15 protein-coding genes, 6 tRNA genes and 1 riboswitch are annotated in these 17,971 nt (G+C 42.1%); of the genes, 11 read left to right on the top strand and 10 right to left on the bottom strand.

The annotated features are described in order from the left end of the window. Positions 1-83: 83 nt before the first annotated feature. The 8 genes from HCG69_RS11705 to nspC form a co-directional block, all read right to left on the bottom strand. Positions 84-2,756, bottom strand: coding sequence for an outer membrane beta-barrel protein (locus HCG69_RS11705; protein WP_221650189.1), 2,673 nt, complete (start codon positions 2,754-2,756; stop codon positions 84-86). Between the two features lie 313 nt (positions 2,757-3,069). Further along, positions 3,070-3,142: transfer RNA gene (locus HCG69_RS11700), tRNA-Gly, on the bottom strand. Positions 3,143-3,179: 37 nt separating this feature from the next. Next, positions 3,180-3,261: transfer RNA gene (locus tag HCG69_RS11695), tRNA-Leu, on the bottom strand. 17 nt (positions 3,262-3,278) lie between these two features. Continuing rightward, a tRNA-Gly gene (locus HCG69_RS11690) sits at positions 3,279-3,351 on the bottom strand. Between the two features lie 16 nt (positions 3,352-3,367). Further along, positions 3,368-3,451, bottom strand: a tRNA-Leu gene (locus HCG69_RS11685). Positions 3,452-3,488: 37 nt separating this feature from the next. Then, positions 3,489-3,570 (bottom strand) — tRNA-Leu (locus tag HCG69_RS11680). Between the two features lie 30 nt (positions 3,571-3,600). Beyond that, a tRNA-Gly gene (locus HCG69_RS11675) sits at positions 3,601-3,673 on the bottom strand. A 117-nt stretch (positions 3,674-3,790) separates the two neighbouring features. Next, entirely contained in the window at positions 3,791-4,930 is a 1,140-nt protein-coding gene (gene nspC / locus HCG69_RS11670) for a carboxynorspermidine decarboxylase (RefSeq protein ID WP_221650188.1), read from the bottom strand. A 130-nt stretch (positions 4,931-5,060) separates the two neighbouring features. Between nspC and HCG69_RS11665 the strand changes: the two genes are divergently transcribed. Next, the gene (locus tag HCG69_RS11665) at positions 5,061-5,609 is read left to right on the top strand and encodes an NAD(P)H-dependent oxidoreductase (RefSeq protein ID WP_221650187.1); all 549 of its coding nucleotides are present in this window, start codon (positions 5,061-5,063) and stop codon (positions 5,607-5,609) included. 219 nt (positions 5,610-5,828) lie between these two features. Here the strand turns inward: HCG69_RS11665 and HCG69_RS11660 are convergent, their stop codons facing one another. Further along, entirely contained in the window at positions 5,829-6,503 is a 675-nt protein-coding gene (locus HCG69_RS11660; protein ID WP_221650186.1) for a glycine zipper domain-containing protein, read from the bottom strand. Positions 6,504-6,560: 57 nt separating this feature from the next. Next, positions 6,561-8,924, bottom strand: a complete 2,364-nt coding sequence (locus HCG69_RS11655) for an ATP-dependent helicase (protein ID WP_221650185.1) — start codon at positions 8,922-8,924, stop codon at positions 6,561-6,563. A 79-nt stretch (positions 8,925-9,003) separates the two neighbouring features. Between HCG69_RS11655 and HCG69_RS11650 the strand changes: the two genes are divergently transcribed. From HCG69_RS11650 to HCG69_RS11610, 10 genes are all read left to right on the top strand, one after another. Next, entirely contained in the window at positions 9,004-10,299 is a 1,296-nt protein-coding gene (locus tag HCG69_RS11650) for a hypothetical protein (RefSeq protein ID WP_255585859.1), read from the top strand. A gap of 23 nt (positions 10,300-10,322) precedes the next feature. Further along, positions 10,323-10,715 (top strand): hypothetical protein, encoded by a 393-nt coding sequence (locus tag HCG69_RS20715; protein ID WP_255585858.1) that lies wholly within the window; start codon positions 10,323-10,325, stop codon positions 10,713-10,715. Positions 10,716-10,799: 84 nt separating this feature from the next. After that, positions 10,800-11,417 (top strand): superoxide dismutase, encoded by a 618-nt coding sequence (locus HCG69_RS11645; RefSeq protein ID WP_221650184.1) that lies wholly within the window; start codon positions 10,800-10,802, stop codon positions 11,415-11,417. A gap of 432 nt (positions 11,418-11,849) precedes the next feature. Beyond that, a riboswitch (TPP riboswitch) is annotated at positions 11,850-11,941 on the top strand. Between the two features lie 58 nt (positions 11,942-11,999). Further along, positions 12,000-12,200: a sulfur carrier protein ThiS gene (gene thiS, locus HCG69_RS11640; protein ID WP_002559936.1), complete on the top strand. Its 201-nt coding sequence runs from the start codon at positions 12,000-12,002 to the stop codon at positions 12,198-12,200. Between the two features lie 3 nt (positions 12,201-12,203). Next, positions 12,204-12,824 carry a thiamine phosphate synthase gene (locus HCG69_RS11635; RefSeq protein ID WP_122201577.1) on the top strand — a complete coding sequence of 207 codons (621 nt, stop codon included), beginning with the start codon at positions 12,204-12,206 and terminating at the stop codon, positions 12,822-12,824. Between the two features lie 49 nt (positions 12,825-12,873). Then, entirely contained in the window at positions 12,874-13,653 is a 780-nt protein-coding gene (locus HCG69_RS11630) for a thiazole synthase (protein WP_122201576.1), read from the top strand. 42 nt (positions 13,654-13,695) lie between these two features. Continuing rightward, on the top strand, positions 13,696-15,390 hold the full coding sequence (gene thiC, locus HCG69_RS11625; protein WP_122201575.1) for a phosphomethylpyrimidine synthase ThiC: 1,695 nt from the start codon (positions 13,696-13,698) through the stop codon (positions 15,388-15,390). Between the two features lie 6 nt (positions 15,391-15,396). Next, positions 15,397-15,942, top strand: coding sequence for a hypothetical protein (locus HCG69_RS11620; protein WP_122201574.1), 546 nt, complete (start codon positions 15,397-15,399; stop codon positions 15,940-15,942). 1 nt (position 15,943) lies between these two features. Then, entirely contained in the window at positions 15,944-17,068 is a 1,125-nt protein-coding gene (thiH, locus tag HCG69_RS11615) for a 2-iminoacetate synthase ThiH (RefSeq protein ID WP_002559931.1), read from the top strand. 188 nt (positions 17,069-17,256) lie between these two features. Next, on the top strand, positions 17,257-17,949 hold the full coding sequence (locus HCG69_RS11610) for a HesA/MoeB/ThiF family protein (protein WP_002559930.1): 693 nt from the start codon (positions 17,257-17,259) through the stop codon (positions 17,947-17,949). Positions 17,950-17,971 lie beyond the last annotated feature (22 nt).

The following is a 17,971-nucleotide window of genomic DNA, read 5'->3' as shown; positions in this document are numbered from 1 at the left end:
GTACGAGTTAGTTTTCTGAAAGAAAGAAAAAGATTTACCGAAACGGAATATTGGAGACTGAAACGGAAAAATAAAGGACTGAGTTACTTACGCTTCACTTTACCGCCCATCTTATTTATTCTCACGATAACATGGAATATAAAGTAACTCCCCAATACGTTGGACTCAGTGTCCCGTATGGAAGTTGCTGTGATAGTACGTGTCAGTGCGTTCTCTTGTTGCAGAATATCATAAATCTTGAATCGCAGCAACAATTGTTTCCGTTTGAAAAAAGATTTGGAGAGTTGTGCGTTCCACATCAGATAATCATTGCCCTCGTTTTGCCCGTATCCCGAACGCAGATTCCACACAGCATCACTATACACTTCAAAACCCCAGGGAAGATAGCATTGTACATTCATTCCCGCCTGATAGTTGAAGGTTTCTGTACGAATACTTTTCACATTATTGTATGAGTTATTGTAGACAACAGAACCCCGGGCACCAATTTCAATCTGTTTGGTTCGATAAGTAAGATTGAGTCTCTCCCGTGCTGTCAGATGGCGGACAGAACTCTTTTGCGGCTCTTCTTTATTAAGTGTAGTATATCCGTTTTTATTACTAAACCGAAGTTGGGAATACGTACGTACCAACCAATTCTTGTTCTTGAAAGGAGTACTCAGTGAAAAAGAGCCCTGTGCTTCCCAATTGCCGTTCATGTTGACTGGTATAGTAGTACGTCCACCGGTTTCACTATCATAAGTAACCTGATTAGTGACGCTGTTCAGCGTATTCTCAGCGGTAAGTTGCAACACCATATTGCGTTGATACTTCACATTATAAGAATTATAATTAAGATTGAAGGTATTGGTATACGAAGGTTTCAACGAAGGATTACCCATGCGGATATTCAACGGATTGGTTTGGTCAGAAATAGGTTGCAAATCACGGACAGAGGGTTGGCGACTCTTTCCACGATACGTTATTTGCAAACGCGTACGTTTGGAAAACTTATACCGGAAACTAACGGTCGGTGAGAAATTGAGTACACTTCGGGGAAGGCTGTATTTCAATACATCCAATACATAACTATCACTAACGGACTTTTGTGGTTCAAGATCAACCCCTACGTTATAGTTATACATTTTCTGTGTAGTGCGGACCGAAAGATTAACGAGATGATTGGAATATTGATTCTCAAAACAGTTACTATTCAGCGTATCCGGATCTTCTGTAAAATCTTCCAACTCCTTATTCCAGTTATAAGCCTTACGATCAGAGTTCGATGTACGATGCTGATAACTATAACGAAGTTGCAGGAAGTGTGCCCAAGGTAACGGTTCTACATATACCAATTGAATACGATAATTATCCCCATCCGTCTTATTATCAATCTTCTGATTCAATATTTTCTCCGTACCGGTTTTAAAATAACGGGTGGTGACATAATTCAAGCGGTCTGATGTAGAAGCATTTGTACCATAATCCAGTTTCAAAGCAACATTACGCCCTCTGGTATTCAGTTTACGGTTCACCTGCAACATCAATGCCAGACTGTATTGCGAACTCTCCGACCAGTTGGAGGACTCTTTTTCGTTCAGTTCTTCCTCTCCCGACCAACTCTTCTGATAACTGGCTCCTCTACGGTCGGCCGTTGAATAGCGAAACGTAGGACGGAATATAAGATTGGTTACCGTATCTATCTTCCATTCCAGATAGGCATTTCCCGTTACTCCGTCATTTCTGTTTCGGCTACTGCTCGTACTGTTGGTTATAGACTTTTCCGCTTTCATAAAATTATCGGTCAGCGTCTTACTCTCCTCCTCACGATCCGTTCCGGAATACTGTACATTTGATCTGAATTTAACATTCCCCCAATCTTTACTGAAGTTAAATCCCAATGAACGGGAAGTCCCCATTCCTGCCCTGCCACGGGTATTTCCTGTAGCATTGGATGACTGTTGCTGAAGTTCCGAAAAGCCCTGATTATTTGTATTGTTCCAATTAGCAATCACTGTGAGCTGGGAGTTCTCACGAATACGGTTCATTGTGTTCGCCACTTCATAACGTTTTTTGCTTCCCATGCCACCAAGAAAATTATCCATCCAGCCCTTCTTCATATCCTTCTTCACAGAGAGATCGAGAATCATCTCTTCTTCACCGTCATCAATTCCTGTAAGACGTGCCAGATCAGACTTCCGCTCGTATGCTTTCAACTTCTCCACCATTTCCACCGGAAGATTCTTCAATGCTGCTTGTGGATCATCCGAAAAGAATTCCTTACCATCCACCAATATCTTTTTCACTTCCTTTCCCTGGATCATCAGCTTACCATCGGCAGTAATCTCTCCTCCCGGCAACTGCTTCACAAGTTCCTCGAGCATAGAACCTTCAGGTGTACGAAAAGCAGAAGAGTTATATACTGTCGTATCATTCTCTGTAACTGCCATCGGAGCCTTGCCCGTAATAACAGTTTCTTCGAGCATAAACCCATCGGGAGCCAGACATATGTCACCGATCTTCCTGTCATTATAATTCAGTGTACGGTCTATTGCCGTATAACCTACATAAGATACATGAATGGATATTTTTACTGCTTTCCGGGCAGTAGCAGAAAGAGAGAAACGACCGTCAGCTCCAGTAGCTCCTCCGGTAATAAACGTACTATCGGGCAATACATAGATCTGAACAGCAGCATAAGGTACCGGTTCGCGGGTCTCTTCGTCAAGAACACGTCCGGTAAACACCACTTTACCGGACTGTGCCTTAATCTTCATTGTTGTGCATGCCAGTTGTAATACACAAAAAATTGAAAGAACCTGAAAGCAACCTATATACCTACTTATATTCAATGGACTTGTATTAGATGTTATTGTTAAATAGTTCCGCCGTTTACAGATTAGAGTTTATAAAGATAACAAGGTTAAAACAGAAGTGTTATTTTTAAGTTTTATTAAAGTTTAGGCTTATATACACAGAACAATTACTCAATTAACAAAGAAGGTACATGCCGATTCGGGGGGGGTAAAGAAAAATAAACAAAAAAAAGAGAGTATCCCGGTTTTATCCGAAATACTCTCTTTAACTCTGAGCGGAAAACGAGACTCGAACTCGCGACCCTAACCTTGGCAAGGTTATGCTCTACCAACTGAGCTATTTCCGCAATTTAGTCTCTCATCAATTGTCTATCAGAAAGACTGTGCCCAGAACAGGACTCGAACCTGCATGCCTCTCGACACACGCACCTGAAACGTGCGCGTCTACCAATTCCGCCACCTGGGCCTTTCTTCTTTTCAATGAGCGGAAAACGAGACTCGAACTCGCGACCCTAACCTTGGCAAGGTTATGCTCTACCAACTGAGCTATTTCCGCATATCTTTAATATTTGTGAAGAGAAGGAGACTCGAACTCCCACGACATAATTGTCACTACCCCCTCAAAGTAGCGCGTCTACCAATTCCGCCACCTCTCCAAATTTATTAAAGTACTTGAACTTATCCATTTCTTTGTGCCCAGAACAGGACTCGAACCTGCATGCCTCTCGACACACGCACCTGAAACGTGCGCGTCTACCAATTCCGCCACCTGGGCAAAGAATGAACTTCCAATATTTCAAAGATGAGCGGAAAACGAGACTCGAACTCGCGACCCTAACCTTGGCAAGGTTATGCTCTACCAACTGAGCTATTTCCGCAATTTTCGTTTGCGGTTGCAAAGGTAGACATTTTCTCTAAACATGCAAACATTCTGCTTGTTTTTTTCGTAAGAAAATAGTCACTTTGCTATACCCGCAAAAAGATTAGTTTGATTATCAACTCATTCGGTCACGATAATCTTCATAAGAGAACTGTTTATATATTTCAGCTGTCCCTCCTTCAGTCCACAAAGCAATAGAAGGGTGATGAATTCCATTAAACATATTTGTTTTCACCATTGTATAATGTATCATGTCTTCAAACACAATCCGTTCACCAATCCGAAGTTCATGATCAAAACTCCAAAGTCCCATATAATCGCCACTCAGACAGGAATTCCCCCCAAGACGATAAACAAATGTACCATTGTCTCCCATTTCGGCTCCACGCACAGCAGGCTGGTAAGGCATTTCAAGGCAATCGGGCATATGACAGGTAAAGCTGACATTGAGAATGGCGGTTTTAATACCACGGCTCTCCACTATATCAACAATCTCAGAAGTCAACACCCCGGTTTGCCAGGTGAATGCCGAACCAGGTTCAAGAATGATCCGAAGATGAGGATAACGGGATTTTAAGCCCTGAAGCAAATGAATGAGATGCTCTGTATCATACCCTTTACGAGTCATCAAATGTCCGCCTCCCAGGTTCAACCACTTTATCTGTGAAAACCAATGGGAGAACTTCTCTTCAATGTGCTGTAAAGTATGTTCCAGTTCAAAAGACGACGACTCGCAATGACAATGACAATGAAAACCCTCAATACCCTGCGGAAGAACTTCGGGCAACAAATCGGCTGTAATACCAAAACGGGTACCAGGAGCACAAGGATTATAAAGTTCAGTTTCCACTTCGGAATATTCGGGATTGATACGAATACCGCAGGAGATGTCACTCCCTTCTGCTAAAACCATTGGATAGAATCGTTGAAACTGTGCCAGTGAATTAAACGTGATATGACTGCTGCAACGCATGATTTCCGGAAAATCCTGTTCGGTGTAAGCAGGTGAATAAGTATGTGCTTTGCTACCAAACTCTTCGAGCGCCAGACGGGCTTCGTAAACAGAACTTGCCGTAGAGTGTGCGATATACTCACGGAATATGGGAAATGAACGCCACATGGCAAATGACTTAAAAGCAAGGATAATTTCCACCCCTGCCTTGTCGGCAACCTGCTTTATCAAACTCAGATTCTTTCTCAACAGTTCTTCTTCCATGATATAGCAAGGAGAAGGAAATTGGGTAAAGTCTATCATTTCAGAATATAGAATTTAGTAGTTAGTAGATAGTAAGTATAGAATAATGATGCAAAAATACGGAATGTTTTCTAATATTTTCTACCTTTACGAAATGATTTGATTCTTCACTAAAAATTAAGAAAACGTTATGGACAGAGATTTAAAGAAAGTAGTGATTCTCCTGGCGCATCCCAACATGAAAGAGTCACAGGCAAACAAGGTATTAGTGGATGCCGTAAAGGATATTGAAGAAGTAGCAGTTTACAATCTGTATGAGTTACAAACTTTCAATGTAGACGAATGGAGCAAAATTATTTCACATGCAGCCGCTATTATCTATCAGTTCCCGTTCTACTGGATGTCTGCCCCCTCACTACTAAAGAAGTGGCAAGATGAAGTGTTCACGTATTTGGCCAAAACACCGGCTGTGGCAGGTAAACCACTCATGGTAGTAACCACCACAGGCTCAGAATTCGACGCATATCGCAGTGGAGGAAGAAATCGTTTTACGATAGACGAATTGTTAAGACCTTATCAGGTAGGAGCTATCCACGCCGGAATGGTATGGAAAACACCTATTATTGCATATGGCATGGGAACAAATGATGCTGCCAAAAACATAGCGGAAGGAGCAAATCTATACAGGCAAACAGTAGAAGCTCTGATAGGAACAGGAAATGCCGGCAATAGCTGGTGATGAATAATGTGCCAATATGTTAATATGCCAATGTGCCAATTAGCTGCGCTGTGTTACCGAAAGGCATTGGCATATTGGTATATTAACACATTGACACATTATTAATTAAAAGTACGTACTTTATTAGTATAAACTATGCATTTTAAGTGTGACTTAAAATGCATATTAAGTCATACTTAAATACGTACTTTTATAAGTAAAAGAATCTACTTCCCGATATCATCTTATTCTCTTCTGTGTTGGCAAAGAAAACTCTTGCCAGTCACACTCCGCATTATCTCCGGCAGCCACGGTTACACGCAGTACCACTTCTCCATTTTTCAGTTTCTCTCCGGCCGATACCGTAGCAGTATAACGTATGCCTTCGCCCGGAGCAATCTGTTCTACCAAAACAGAGGGAGAAATAAATATATGTTTCATTCCGGTAACCTCTTCCACCGCAGGTACGACATCATAAACAGGAGTACGCCCTTCATTGACTATCTCAAAAATAACCTTGCTATTTTCACCGGCATCAATCACATGATTACGATTGTCATCAATAAAACGTATGTTCCGTATCTTCAAATTAGCTACCGCTACCGGACGTTGAGATACAGACTTCTTTCTTTCAATCACCTCCACATACTCATCTTCCTTCTGACGAGGCGTAGATACTGCATTTCCAATAGCCGCACCGGCAACCGTTCCTACAATCGTACCAATAGCAGAGCCACGATACCCGCCTCTCCATCCATGATTATTTTCACCGATAAGACCACCTATCGCACTACCTACCGAACCGCCAATAGAGGCTCCTGCCATAACGGCTCCAGGATTACCGGACATTCGTCCGGTAGCACAACCGCTTAACAGAAAAGCGGGTAAAATCATCCAAGCAATTAATCGTTTCATAACTCACTCTTTTTGTGGTGCTTCCCGCACAGAACATACGGCAAGCGGTTATTGTAATCATCCTATTACTTTAAAACGTGCAAAGCGCAGTAATAGTTGCTTTTCACCTGCATTTTTAAAGCGAATCGTTGCTTTTGCATTGTCTCCTGCTCCTTCTACCTTTACTACCTCTCCCAGGCCGAAACGCTCGTGTTCTATCACCTGTCCTGCCTGTATTCCCGCTATAGAAGCTGAAGAAGCAGACGACGGAATACTATTGCCACTTACCGCACTAACCTTTTTCAGATTTCTTGGCACAGTGGGAGCTATAACTTGTACTTTCGGCCGCTCACGGTCTGAAGTATTTGTACCGAAAGGAACACGTGAAGGAGAAACAGAACGGGCAAAACCTCCTTCAATCTCTCTGCGAAAACGTCCGGCACCTTCATCTACCGAACGGCCGACTCCATCCTCATGCGGTAACTGCAAATAATGAACATCAATATCACGCAAGAAGCGACTGGGACTTCCAAACTCCATCTTTCCATAACGAAAACGGGTTTTAGCGAAAGAGATGAAACAATGTTCCTCGGCACGGGTAATAGCTACATAGAATAAACGGCGCTCTTCTTCCAATGCCCGTGGAGAATCTCCTACCATACCACTTGGAAACAGATTCTCTTCCAATCCCACAACAAATACATTTTTAAACTCCAATCCCTTTGCCGAATGAACCGTCATTAAAGTTACTTTTTCTCCGTCATCGGCTTTATCTGAATCCTGGTCAGTAAGCAAGGCTATTTCCGAAAGAAAATCAGTCAGAGAAATGTTGGGATTTCCCTCTTCCTGCCGCAAAGCGCAGAAATCATTCATACCATTTACCAACTCTTCGATATTTTCCTTACGGCTCAAATTCTCCGGTGAAGTATCCTGGCAAACATCATTGATGATACCGGACTGACGAATGATGTCCGTTCCTATCTCATAGGCATTCTTTTCGGACAGATCGGTTATAAAGCCCTCTATCAGTTCCCGAAAACCTTGCAGTTTTGTATGCGTACCTTTATTAATTGTCAGTCCGTAACTCAACGGTTCACAGAGCACTGCCCAAAGGCTGACCCCATTATCAGTAGCTGCGGATATGATCTTCCCCACCGTAGTATCACCAATACCACGGGCAGGATAATTAATAATACGTTTGAATGCTTCTTCATCACTCGGATTCACCACCAACCGGAAGTAAGCAGTTACATCCTTAATTTCTTTCCGTTGGTAGAATGAAAGTCCGCCATAAATTTTGTAAGGCATACTGCGCTTCCGTAGTGCTTCTTCGAAAACACGGCTCTGTGCATTTGTACGATACAGAATAGCAAATTCAGAATATCCATAAGCGTGTTCACGCCGTAGTTCCGCTATTTTATTGACTACAATATCCCCCTCCTCTACATCGCTATAAGCCTGAAATACACCAATGGCTTCTCCTTTCTCTTTTTCGGAAAAGACCTCTTTGGGTATCTGCCGCTCATTCTTTGCAATCAGACTGTTGGCCGCACAAACAATGGTTTGCGTAGAACGATAGTTTTGCTCCAGCTTAAAAACTTTCGTATTAGGATAAATCTTGGTGAAATAGAGAATGTTATCAATATCTGCTCCCCGGAAAGAGTATATACTTTGAGCATCGTCTCCAACCACACAAACCCGCTGATTCTCTTTTGTCAATTGGAGTACAATACTGTGTTGTGCATAGTTAGTATCCTGATACTCATCTACCAGCACATAGCGGAATTGCTCACTATAACGCGCCCGTACCTCAGGAAAATCACGAAAGAGAATATAAGTATATACCAGTAAATCATCAAAATCCATAGCTCCCGCCTGGCGGCAACGCTCCCAATAGCGACGATATATATCACGAATGGCAGGCATTTTAGCTGCCTGATCTTCAGTGTATGCCTCTTTGTTTGCAGCATAATCGGAAGGCAGCACGAGATGATTTTTAGCTTTGGAAATGCGTCCCTGTACCACACCGGGCTTATAGGTTTTATCATCTAATCCCATTTCTTTAATGATAGAACGCAAAAGGCTCTTGCTATCGGCCGAGTCATAAATGGTAAATTGCGAAGTAAACCCTATGGACTGTGCTTCGGCACGGAGAATACGTGAAAAGACAGAATGAAATGTACCCATCCAAAGATAACGGGCGCGCTGCTCACCCACCTGACGGGCAATGCGTTCTTTCATTTCCCGGGCCGCCTTGTTAGTAAAAGTGAGTGCAAGGATATTCCAGGGATTATAATCGTTTTCGAGTAAATAAGCTATTTTATAAGTTAGCACACGGGTTTTCCCGGAACCAGCACCGGCTATAACAAGTGATGGTCCGTCATTATAAAGTACCGCAGCACGCTGGCTTTCGTTCAATTCTTCGATATAGTTTCTTTCCATAGCGGCAAAATTATAACATTCATTTGACAATATATGTAATTTTATATACTTTTGTGACTTAACATCAAATAAAACAGGTATGATAAAAAAGAGTATCTCTTTAGTTGCCATTCTTCTCATAAATATGACAACAGGAGCCTTACAAGTCATGGCACAGAAACAAGACCGTGTGGGGAAGCTCCTAAAACTCCTAAGTGAAAATGAAACCGAGAAATTTCAAAAAGGCCGCGAGAAGCTGGATGAGAAAACAATCCAGGCATTTGCAGCCGAAGTAGAACTAATGGACATCATGTGCCGCCTGTGGACCCAACCGGACAATAAAAGTGCCGCCGACTACTACCCTACCTACGCTAAAGCCGTCAAAGGAAGCTTGCCCGCTATTTGTAATGAAAACGAAATAGATTTTGCTCCTTTGCGGGAACGTACCAACAAGGTGATAACCGAAGTATTGAATACAACACAAGACAAACTGACATTGAGCAAACAATTAATAGAAGGAGCTAAAAGCGGCAAATACCCCATTTCACATGCACAGATGGATCTCTTCTACATAACAAGAGAAGATGCATTAATGAAAGACTGTGAAGAGAAAAATAACGCCGGCAAATATGAGAATTACTTCAATGAATTTCCGAAAGGCAAATATCTGGTAAAACTCATGAATGAATACAACCAACTCTTATACGACAATGTGAAACGGGCACCCACTCATGCCAATTTCAAGAACTTTTTCGATAATACAACTTTGAACCGTTATTTCAACGGAATGTCCGGCCGTAAATACACTCCGGAGGTACGTGATTTATATGATGATTATCTCTTTTCCATGATACAACAAGCGGGAGCACCGGTATCTAAGAAACAATGCATCAGTGATTATGAGAACGCATCTTATCTGGAAGAAGGCCAGCGCAAATATACCTCTGAACTGGAATACATAAAAGACAGTGTGGACTATGAACTGATGAAACCGGAAGTGAATAGCAACAGTAAACTGGGATTAGTTCGAGATTTTCTGACTACACATAAATACAGAGAGTTTCGCGACAAAGCACAGGACTTGTGCAAGCAGTTCGAAGATTCGGTGATATGGATTACTCCTGCTTCGATCAAATATTACAAAAAAGGAATACTGACGAAAACAGAAGAAAAGCAAAATAATAAAAATACCACAGAGGTATATACTTATCTGAAAAACGGAAAGCCGGCGGGTATAGACATTACTACCGGTAACCTGCAATTCCATACCTCTTTCTTTTACGATGCACAGGATAGATGTATACAGGAAATACAGATAAATAGCAAAACAAAAAAGAAATATATAAGAGGACAAGAACATTTGATACTGATGGAACAATCCAGAGTGATTCACTGAAATATACCGATGGCAGACTGGTATTGAACAGCTACAATCATCAGGGAAAACTAATAGAAGAAAAGGAGTACAATAAAGATGTTATGCTCTCGTCCACAGTGCATCAATATGACAGCAAAGGAAATGAAATAAGGTCACAATATGTATTGCCGCTCCCTAAAAATCCGCTACCGACACAAATCAGTTCACAGACAGATGTATATGAATATGATAAATACGGTTATCTGGCAAAAATCATTTCTACACAAATACTGGTAAACAACGAAAAAAGAGTCTGCTCACAGTATTTCGCGTATGATGAATTTGGGAACCAGATAGATAGCAACATGTATTATGAATACGATCAGGCCGGACGATGGATACGGAAAACAGCAAAGGGAAATCCGGAGATAACGGAACAAATTATAATTAAATAGAACAAACAGATAGATTTTTGATTGTCTCTATAAACATTTATGGGTTTTCGTATGTTAATAGTGTATAGTTAATAACCAAACATTATGAATACATTATTAATGTCTTTAATATTTATAACCATGACTTACGAGATGCCTAAACTTCCGTACGCTAATAATGCGCTGGAACCTGTAATCAGTCAGCAAACTATAGATTTTCATTATGGTAAACATCTGCAAACCTACGTAAATAATCTCAATAGCCTTGTTCCGGGAACCGAGTTCGAAGGTAAGACCGTAGAAGAGATCGTAGCAAAAGCGCCGGATGGTGCCATTTTCAATAATGCCGGACAGGTACTGAATCATACACTCTACTTTTTACAATTTGTAGGAAAGCCTTCAAAGAAAGAACCTTCCGGTAAATTGGCAGAAGCCATCAAACGTGACTTTGGTAGCTTTGAAAACTTTAAGAAAGAATTCAATGCAGCTGCAGTTGGATTGTTCGGTTCAGGTTGGGCCTGGTTGTCAGTAGACAAAAATGGCAAACTGCACATCACTAAAGAAGCCAACGGAAGCAACCCGGTACGTGCCGGACTGAAACCGATTTTAGGCTTTGACGTGTGGGAACATTCCTACTATCTGGATTATCAGAACCGTCGTGCAGATCATGTAAATGCCCTTTGGGACATTATCGATTGGGAAGTAGTTGACAAACGAATGTAATAAACCCCTCAACATTGTAAAAAAGACTATCACTCAAAATTGAGTGATAGTCTTTTTTTTAGGTTCATCCAACAAACGCGGAGTTATCAAAAAAGTAACTACAAGTTTTTTTAAAAGAAGAGATGTGAGATGGGATACGAGTATTCACCTTTATATAACCCACTGATTTTCAAGAAATATAATCCTATTATATAAAGACAAACAAGAGTGTACACTTATCCGAATGTTAATTGTACACTTTTGCCATCCTATATTGTACACTTTTGATATATTAAAGTGTACAATATAGGATAGCATATCCAAAGCGTTAAAAATGGCATTAACAATATTAACAAACTACGTATTTGCCGGATGAACATTTTCTATACATCCATCAAAAAATAATCCTCCGTTTTGCCGTTTTTCTGCATCTTTTTCATTTACTTTGCCCCTGTAAAAACAAAGGGGTGCCCTATAGGGGCTGAGATTATACCCTGGAACCTGATGCAGTTAGTACTGACGTAGGGATTGTGTTACTTTTATCGCCTCCACCATTAGCACTCTCTTTGTATTTACTTTCATTATAATTTTAATTCTGTAACAATGAAAGTACAAGTTAACAACAAAGAAGTAAAAATCACAGATGCTTCTACCATCACCCAACTGACCGAACAGTTGGAACTTTCTTCGCAAGGCATTGCCATCGCGGTAAACAATAAAATGATTCCACGCACAGAGTGGGATAAATTTGTACTGCATGAGAGTGACAATCTGGTTATTATTAAAGCAGCTTGCGGAGGATAAAAAATGATCAATCTACAATTTATTACCCACCAGACAGAAAAGTATTCGTATCTGGACTCGGCACGTATGGCACTCGAAGGCGGATGCAAATGGATACAACTACGAATGAAAGAGGCCCCGCTTGAAGAGGTAGAAGCCGTTGCCCTGCAATTGCAACAAATGTGCCGGGAATACGAGTCCATCCTAATATTGGATGACCATGTAGAACTGGCAATTAAGTTAGAAGTAGACGGAGTACATCTGGGTAAAATGGATATGCCGGTAGCAGAAGCCCGTCAACGAATGGGAGAACAATTTATCATCGGAGGAACAGCCAATACCTTCGAAGATGTAAAAATGCTATATGAGGCAGGAGTTGATTATGTAGGGATAGGCCCCTTCCGCTTTACTACAACTAAAAAAAATCTGAGTCCCGTGTTAGGGCTGGAAGGATACACATCCATTCTTTCACTGATGGAAAAAGAAGATATCACGCTGCCGGTAGTTGCCATCGGAGGAATTACTTTCGAAGATATCCCCGACATTATGAAAACCGGAGTAAATGCTATCGCCCTTTCCGGTACCATCTTGCGGGCAGAAAATCCGATAGAGGAAACCAACCGTATTCTATCAATTAACTTCTAAAAAAGATTCCTCTCGATAATTCATAAATTATAATTCACAAATCACAGATATGGAAAAACTTATTATTGCGGGACGTGAGTTCAACTCCCGTCTTTTCTTAGGAACAGGCAAATTCAACTCTAATGAACTGATGGAACAATCTCTTCTGGCATCGGGCACTGAAATGGTGACAGTAGCTATGAAGCGTATTGATATGGATAACAAAGAAGATGACATGCTGAAACATATCATCCATCCGCATATTCAGTTATTGCCCAATACGTCGGGAGTAAGAAATGCCGAAGAGGCTATATTTGCCGCACAAATGGCACGTGAAGCATTCGGTACAAACTGGCTGAAACTCGAAATTCATCCCGACCCACGTTATCTCCTTCCCGATTCTGTAGAAACCCTGAAGGCAACTGAAGAATTAGTGAAATTAGGCTTTGTTGTACTCCCCTATTGCCAAGCCGACCCTGTGCTTTGTAAACAACTGGAAGAAGCCGGTGCTGCAACAGTAATGCCACTGGGTGCTCCTATCGGAACAAACAAGGGGTTGCAAACGAAAGAATTCCTGAAAATTATCATCGAACAAGCCAATATCCCTGTAGTAGTAGATGCCGGTATCGGTGCTCCAAGTCATGCGGCAGAAGCCATGGAGTTAGGTGCATCTGCCTGTCTGGTCAATACAGCCATTGCGGTAGCAAGTGATCCGTTAGAAATGGCCAAAGCATTCAAGATGGCAGTAGAAGCCGGACGTATGGCTTATGAAGCTGGTTTAGGCATGCAAGCGGATAACCTCATAGCAGAAGCAAGCTCTCCGCTTACAGCATTTCTAAACATACAATAAATACCTGCGACATCGACGCACTGTAATTTAACAACTAAGTATATGGAACAAAAAATAAAATTCCCACGCTCTGAGAAAGTGTATATGCCCGGCAAATTATTCCCCGAAATACGGGTAGCTATGCGTAGAGTAGAACAAGTGCCAAGCACAACTTTCGATGGTAACGAGAAGATTATAACACCCAATCCAAAAGTTTATGTATATGACACCAGTGGCCCTTTCAGTGATACCAATGTATCTATCGACCTGAAAAAAGGCTTACCACGCTTGCGTGAAGCATGGATTCTGAAACGGAACGACGTAGAACAATTACCCGAAATTACTTCTGAATATGGCCGTATACGCCGGAATGACAAAGGATTAGATCATCTGCGCTTTGAGCATATCGCTCTACCCTACCGGGCAAAGAAAGGTGAACACATCACTCAAATGGCATATGCCAAACGTGGTATCATCACTCCGGAGATGGAATACGTAGCTATCCGTGAAAATATGAACTGCGAAGAATTGGGTATAGAAACATACATCACTCCTGAATTTGTCCGTCAGGAAATAGCCGAAGGACGTGCTGTATTACCTGCTAATATTAATCACCCGGAAGCAGAACCTATGATTATCGGACGTAACTTCCTGGTGAAAATCAATACGAATATCGGAAACTCTGCCACAACCTCCGGTATTGACGAAGAAGTGGAAAAAGCCGTATGGAGCTGCAAATGGGGCGGCGACACACTTATGGATCTCTCAACAGGAGAAAATATCCATGAAACACGCGAGTGGATCATTCGTAATTGCCCGGTACCGGTAGGTACTGTACCCATCTATCAGGCTCTGGAGAAAGTTAATGGGAAAGTAGAAGACCTTACCTGGGAACTTTACCGCGATACTTTGATTGAACAATGCGAACAGGGTGTAGACTATTTCACCATCCATGCAGGAATTCGCCGTCACAATGTACATCTGGCAGAAAAACGTCTTTGTGGAATTGTAAGCCGTGGGGGAAGTATTATGAGTAAATGGTGCCTTGTACATGACCGTGAAAGTTTCCTCTACGAGCATTTTGATGACATCTGTGATATTTTAGCACAATATGATGTAGCCGTTTCATTGGGAGACGGCCTTCGCCCCGGTTCTATCCACGATGCTAATGATGAAGCACAATTTGCCGAGCTCGACACCATGGGAGAGCTTGTAGTGCGTGCCTGGGAAAAGAATGTGCAGGCATTCATTGAAGGGCCCGGACATGTACCTATGCACAAAATCAAAGAAAACATGGAACGTCAGATAGAAAAATGTCACAATGCTCCTTTCTATACCCTCGGTCCGTTGGTTACAGACATCGCTCCCGGATATGACCATATCACATCGGCTATTGGTGCTGCACAGATTGGTTGGTTGGGCACAGCAATGCTCTGCTATGTCACTCCGAAAGAACATCTTGCTCTGCCCGACAAAGAAGACGTACGTGTGGGAGTGATCACTTACAAAATTGCTGCTCATGCAGCCGATCTTGCAAAAGGACATCCCGGTGCACAAGTACGTGATAATGCACTAAGCAAAGCCCGTTATGAATTCCGTTGGAAAGACCAGTTCGACCTTTCACTTGACCCCGAACGTGCTTTCTCCTATTTCCATGCCGGGCGGCATACAGACGGAGAATATTGTACGATGTGCGGTCCTAACTTCTGTGCCATGCGTCTGAGTCGTGAACTCAAAAACACAAAGAAAGAAGAATAAACAGATATGGAAAGAATCGACGAGTTTCGTAATGCCCTGTTGGTGCATATCTCTGAATTGAACATTGAACCAATGGTAAAATCTCTCAGCCTTCATCCGGAGGAATTACCGGATATGTACAAACTCACTTTCGACAGCAAACGCCTCGTTTCATGGCGTGCATTATGGGTTTGCGAAAAGCTAAGCGAGGTTCATCCCGGTTGGTTTGTCCCGTTACGGGAAGAACTGACAGGACGCTTGTTGAGTTGTACACACGACGGTTCAAAACGCCTGCTTCTTTCCATTCTCTTCAATCTTCCGGTACAGGAACCTATATCTGTTCCTCTGCTGAATTTCTGTTTCGACCGTATGTTCTCGCCCGCTGAAAGTATCGGAGTACAAGCTTTGTGCATCAAGACCGCTTACCGGCTCTGCCAGAAAGAGCCAGAACTGTTGGGTGAATTACGTATCATTCTCGAAAGTGTTGAAACAGAATTCTTTTCAAAAGGAGTAACAACAACAATCCGGAATACACTGAAGAAAATAAATCAGACTACTAAAAGAAAAAAATAAAATGTTTTCAGATGAATTAGATAAAATATCCTGGGAGGAGACGACGAAAGCCATCTATTCCAAGACAGATGCCGATGTACGTCGGGCATTAGGAAAAGAACATTGTGACGTTAATGACTTTATGGCATTAATCTCACCAGCCGCAGCCCCTTATCTTGAGGTCATGGCACGGCTTAGCCAAAAATATACAATGGAGCGTTTCGGAAAGACGATTTCCATGTTCGTGCCTCTCTATCTTACCAACTCATGTACCAACTCATGCGTCTATTGCGGTTTCCACATCAGCAACCCGATGAAGCGTACTATATTAACAGAAGAAGAGATGGTAAATGAGTACAAAGCCATCAAAAAACTGGCTCCTTTCGAGAACCTGCTGTTGGTGACAGGAGAAAACCCGGCTGCCGCAGGAGTACCGTATATAGCACGGGCACTCGATCTGGCAAAACCCTATTTCAGTAATTTGCAAATAGAAGTTATGCCACTGAAGGCAGAGGAATATGAAGAACTGACCCATCACGGTCTGAATGGCGTTATTTGCTTTCAGGAAACCTACAACAAAGCAAACTATAAAACCTACCATCCCCGTGGCATGAAGTCTAAATTTGAATGGCGCGTTAATGGTTTCGACCGCATGGGACAGGCAGGTGTTCACAAAATAGGCATGGGCGTACTTATAGGGCTGGAAGAATGGCGTACCGACGTGACAATGATGGCATACCACCTGCGCTATCTGCAAAAGCATTACTGGAAAACCAAGTATAGTGTGAACTTCCCACGTATGCGCCCTTCCGAAAATGGCGGTTTTCAGCCAAACGTTGTTATGAACGACCGTGAACTGGCACAACTCACCTTTGCCATGCGTATCTTCGATCACGATGTAGATATCTCCTACTCCACCCGTGAGAGTGCGGAAATCCGTAATAATATGGCAACATTAGGTGTAACTACTATGAGTGCCGAAAGCAAAACAGAGCCGGGCGGATATTACAGCTATCCACAAACGCTCGAGCAATTTCATGTCAGTGATGAGCGCAAAGCCACAGAGGTAGAAAAGGCTCTGAAAAAGCTGGGGCGCGAACCGATATGGAAAGACTGGGATCAGACTTTTGATTATAAACAACAATGAGAATTTAATATATTTACGATTGAACGATTTACAATTTACGATTGAAATTAGTCCTCCCACTTATATATATCCAATATAGAAAATCATTTTTCAATTGTAAATCGTAAATTGTCTAATCGTAAATATATTCATGTAAACCCAAGTAATTTCAATCGTAAATCGTAAATTGTCCAATAGTAAATATATCCATGCGTTACAACAGACAAATAATTCTTCCGGAAATTGGAGAAGAAGGACAAGCCAAGCTAAAAGCCGCTAAAGTTCTGATAGTCGGTGTGGGAGGACTCGGTTCTCCTATCGCCCTTTATTTAGCAGGAGCAGGAGTCGGTACACTGGGACTCGTAGATGACGATGAAGTAAGTATCAGCAATCTGCAACGGCAAGTATTATACACAGAAGATGAATTAGGCGATTTTAAAGCAGTATGCGCCGCTATGCGCCTTACAGCACTCAATAGTGAAATTACAGTAAACTCCTGCCCGGGCCGGTTGAGCAAAGAAAATGCCAAAGACCTTATCAGTGACTATGATATTGTTGTGGATGGTTGTGACAACTTTGCTACACGATATCTGATCAATGATGTCTGTGCAGAACAAGGCAAGCCCTATGTCTACGGAGCCATCTGTGGCTTTGAAGGTCAGGTATCTGTATTCAACTATGGCAAGACCAAAAAGACATACCGGGATTTATACCCCAACGAAGAAGAGATGCTCCGTATGCCTCCTCCACCTAAAGGAGTAATAGGTGTCACACCTGCCATTACCGGAAGTGTAGAGGCTACCGAAGTTTTAAAGATAATCTGCGGTTTTGGAGAGGTTTTAGCCGGTAAACTATGGACAATTGACTTGCGGACATGGCAATCTAACATATTTTCACTATAAACGTTGGTCTCGCAAATAGTTA

Origin of the sequence: Bacteroides sp. K03 (assembly GCF_019734355.1) — a bacterium.
GTDB lineage: Bacteria > Bacteroidota > Bacteroidia > Bacteroidales > Bacteroidaceae > Bacteroides > Bacteroides nordii.
Note: the sequence above shows the minus strand (reverse complement) of the source record. Positions and strands in the feature narration are given on the sequence as shown.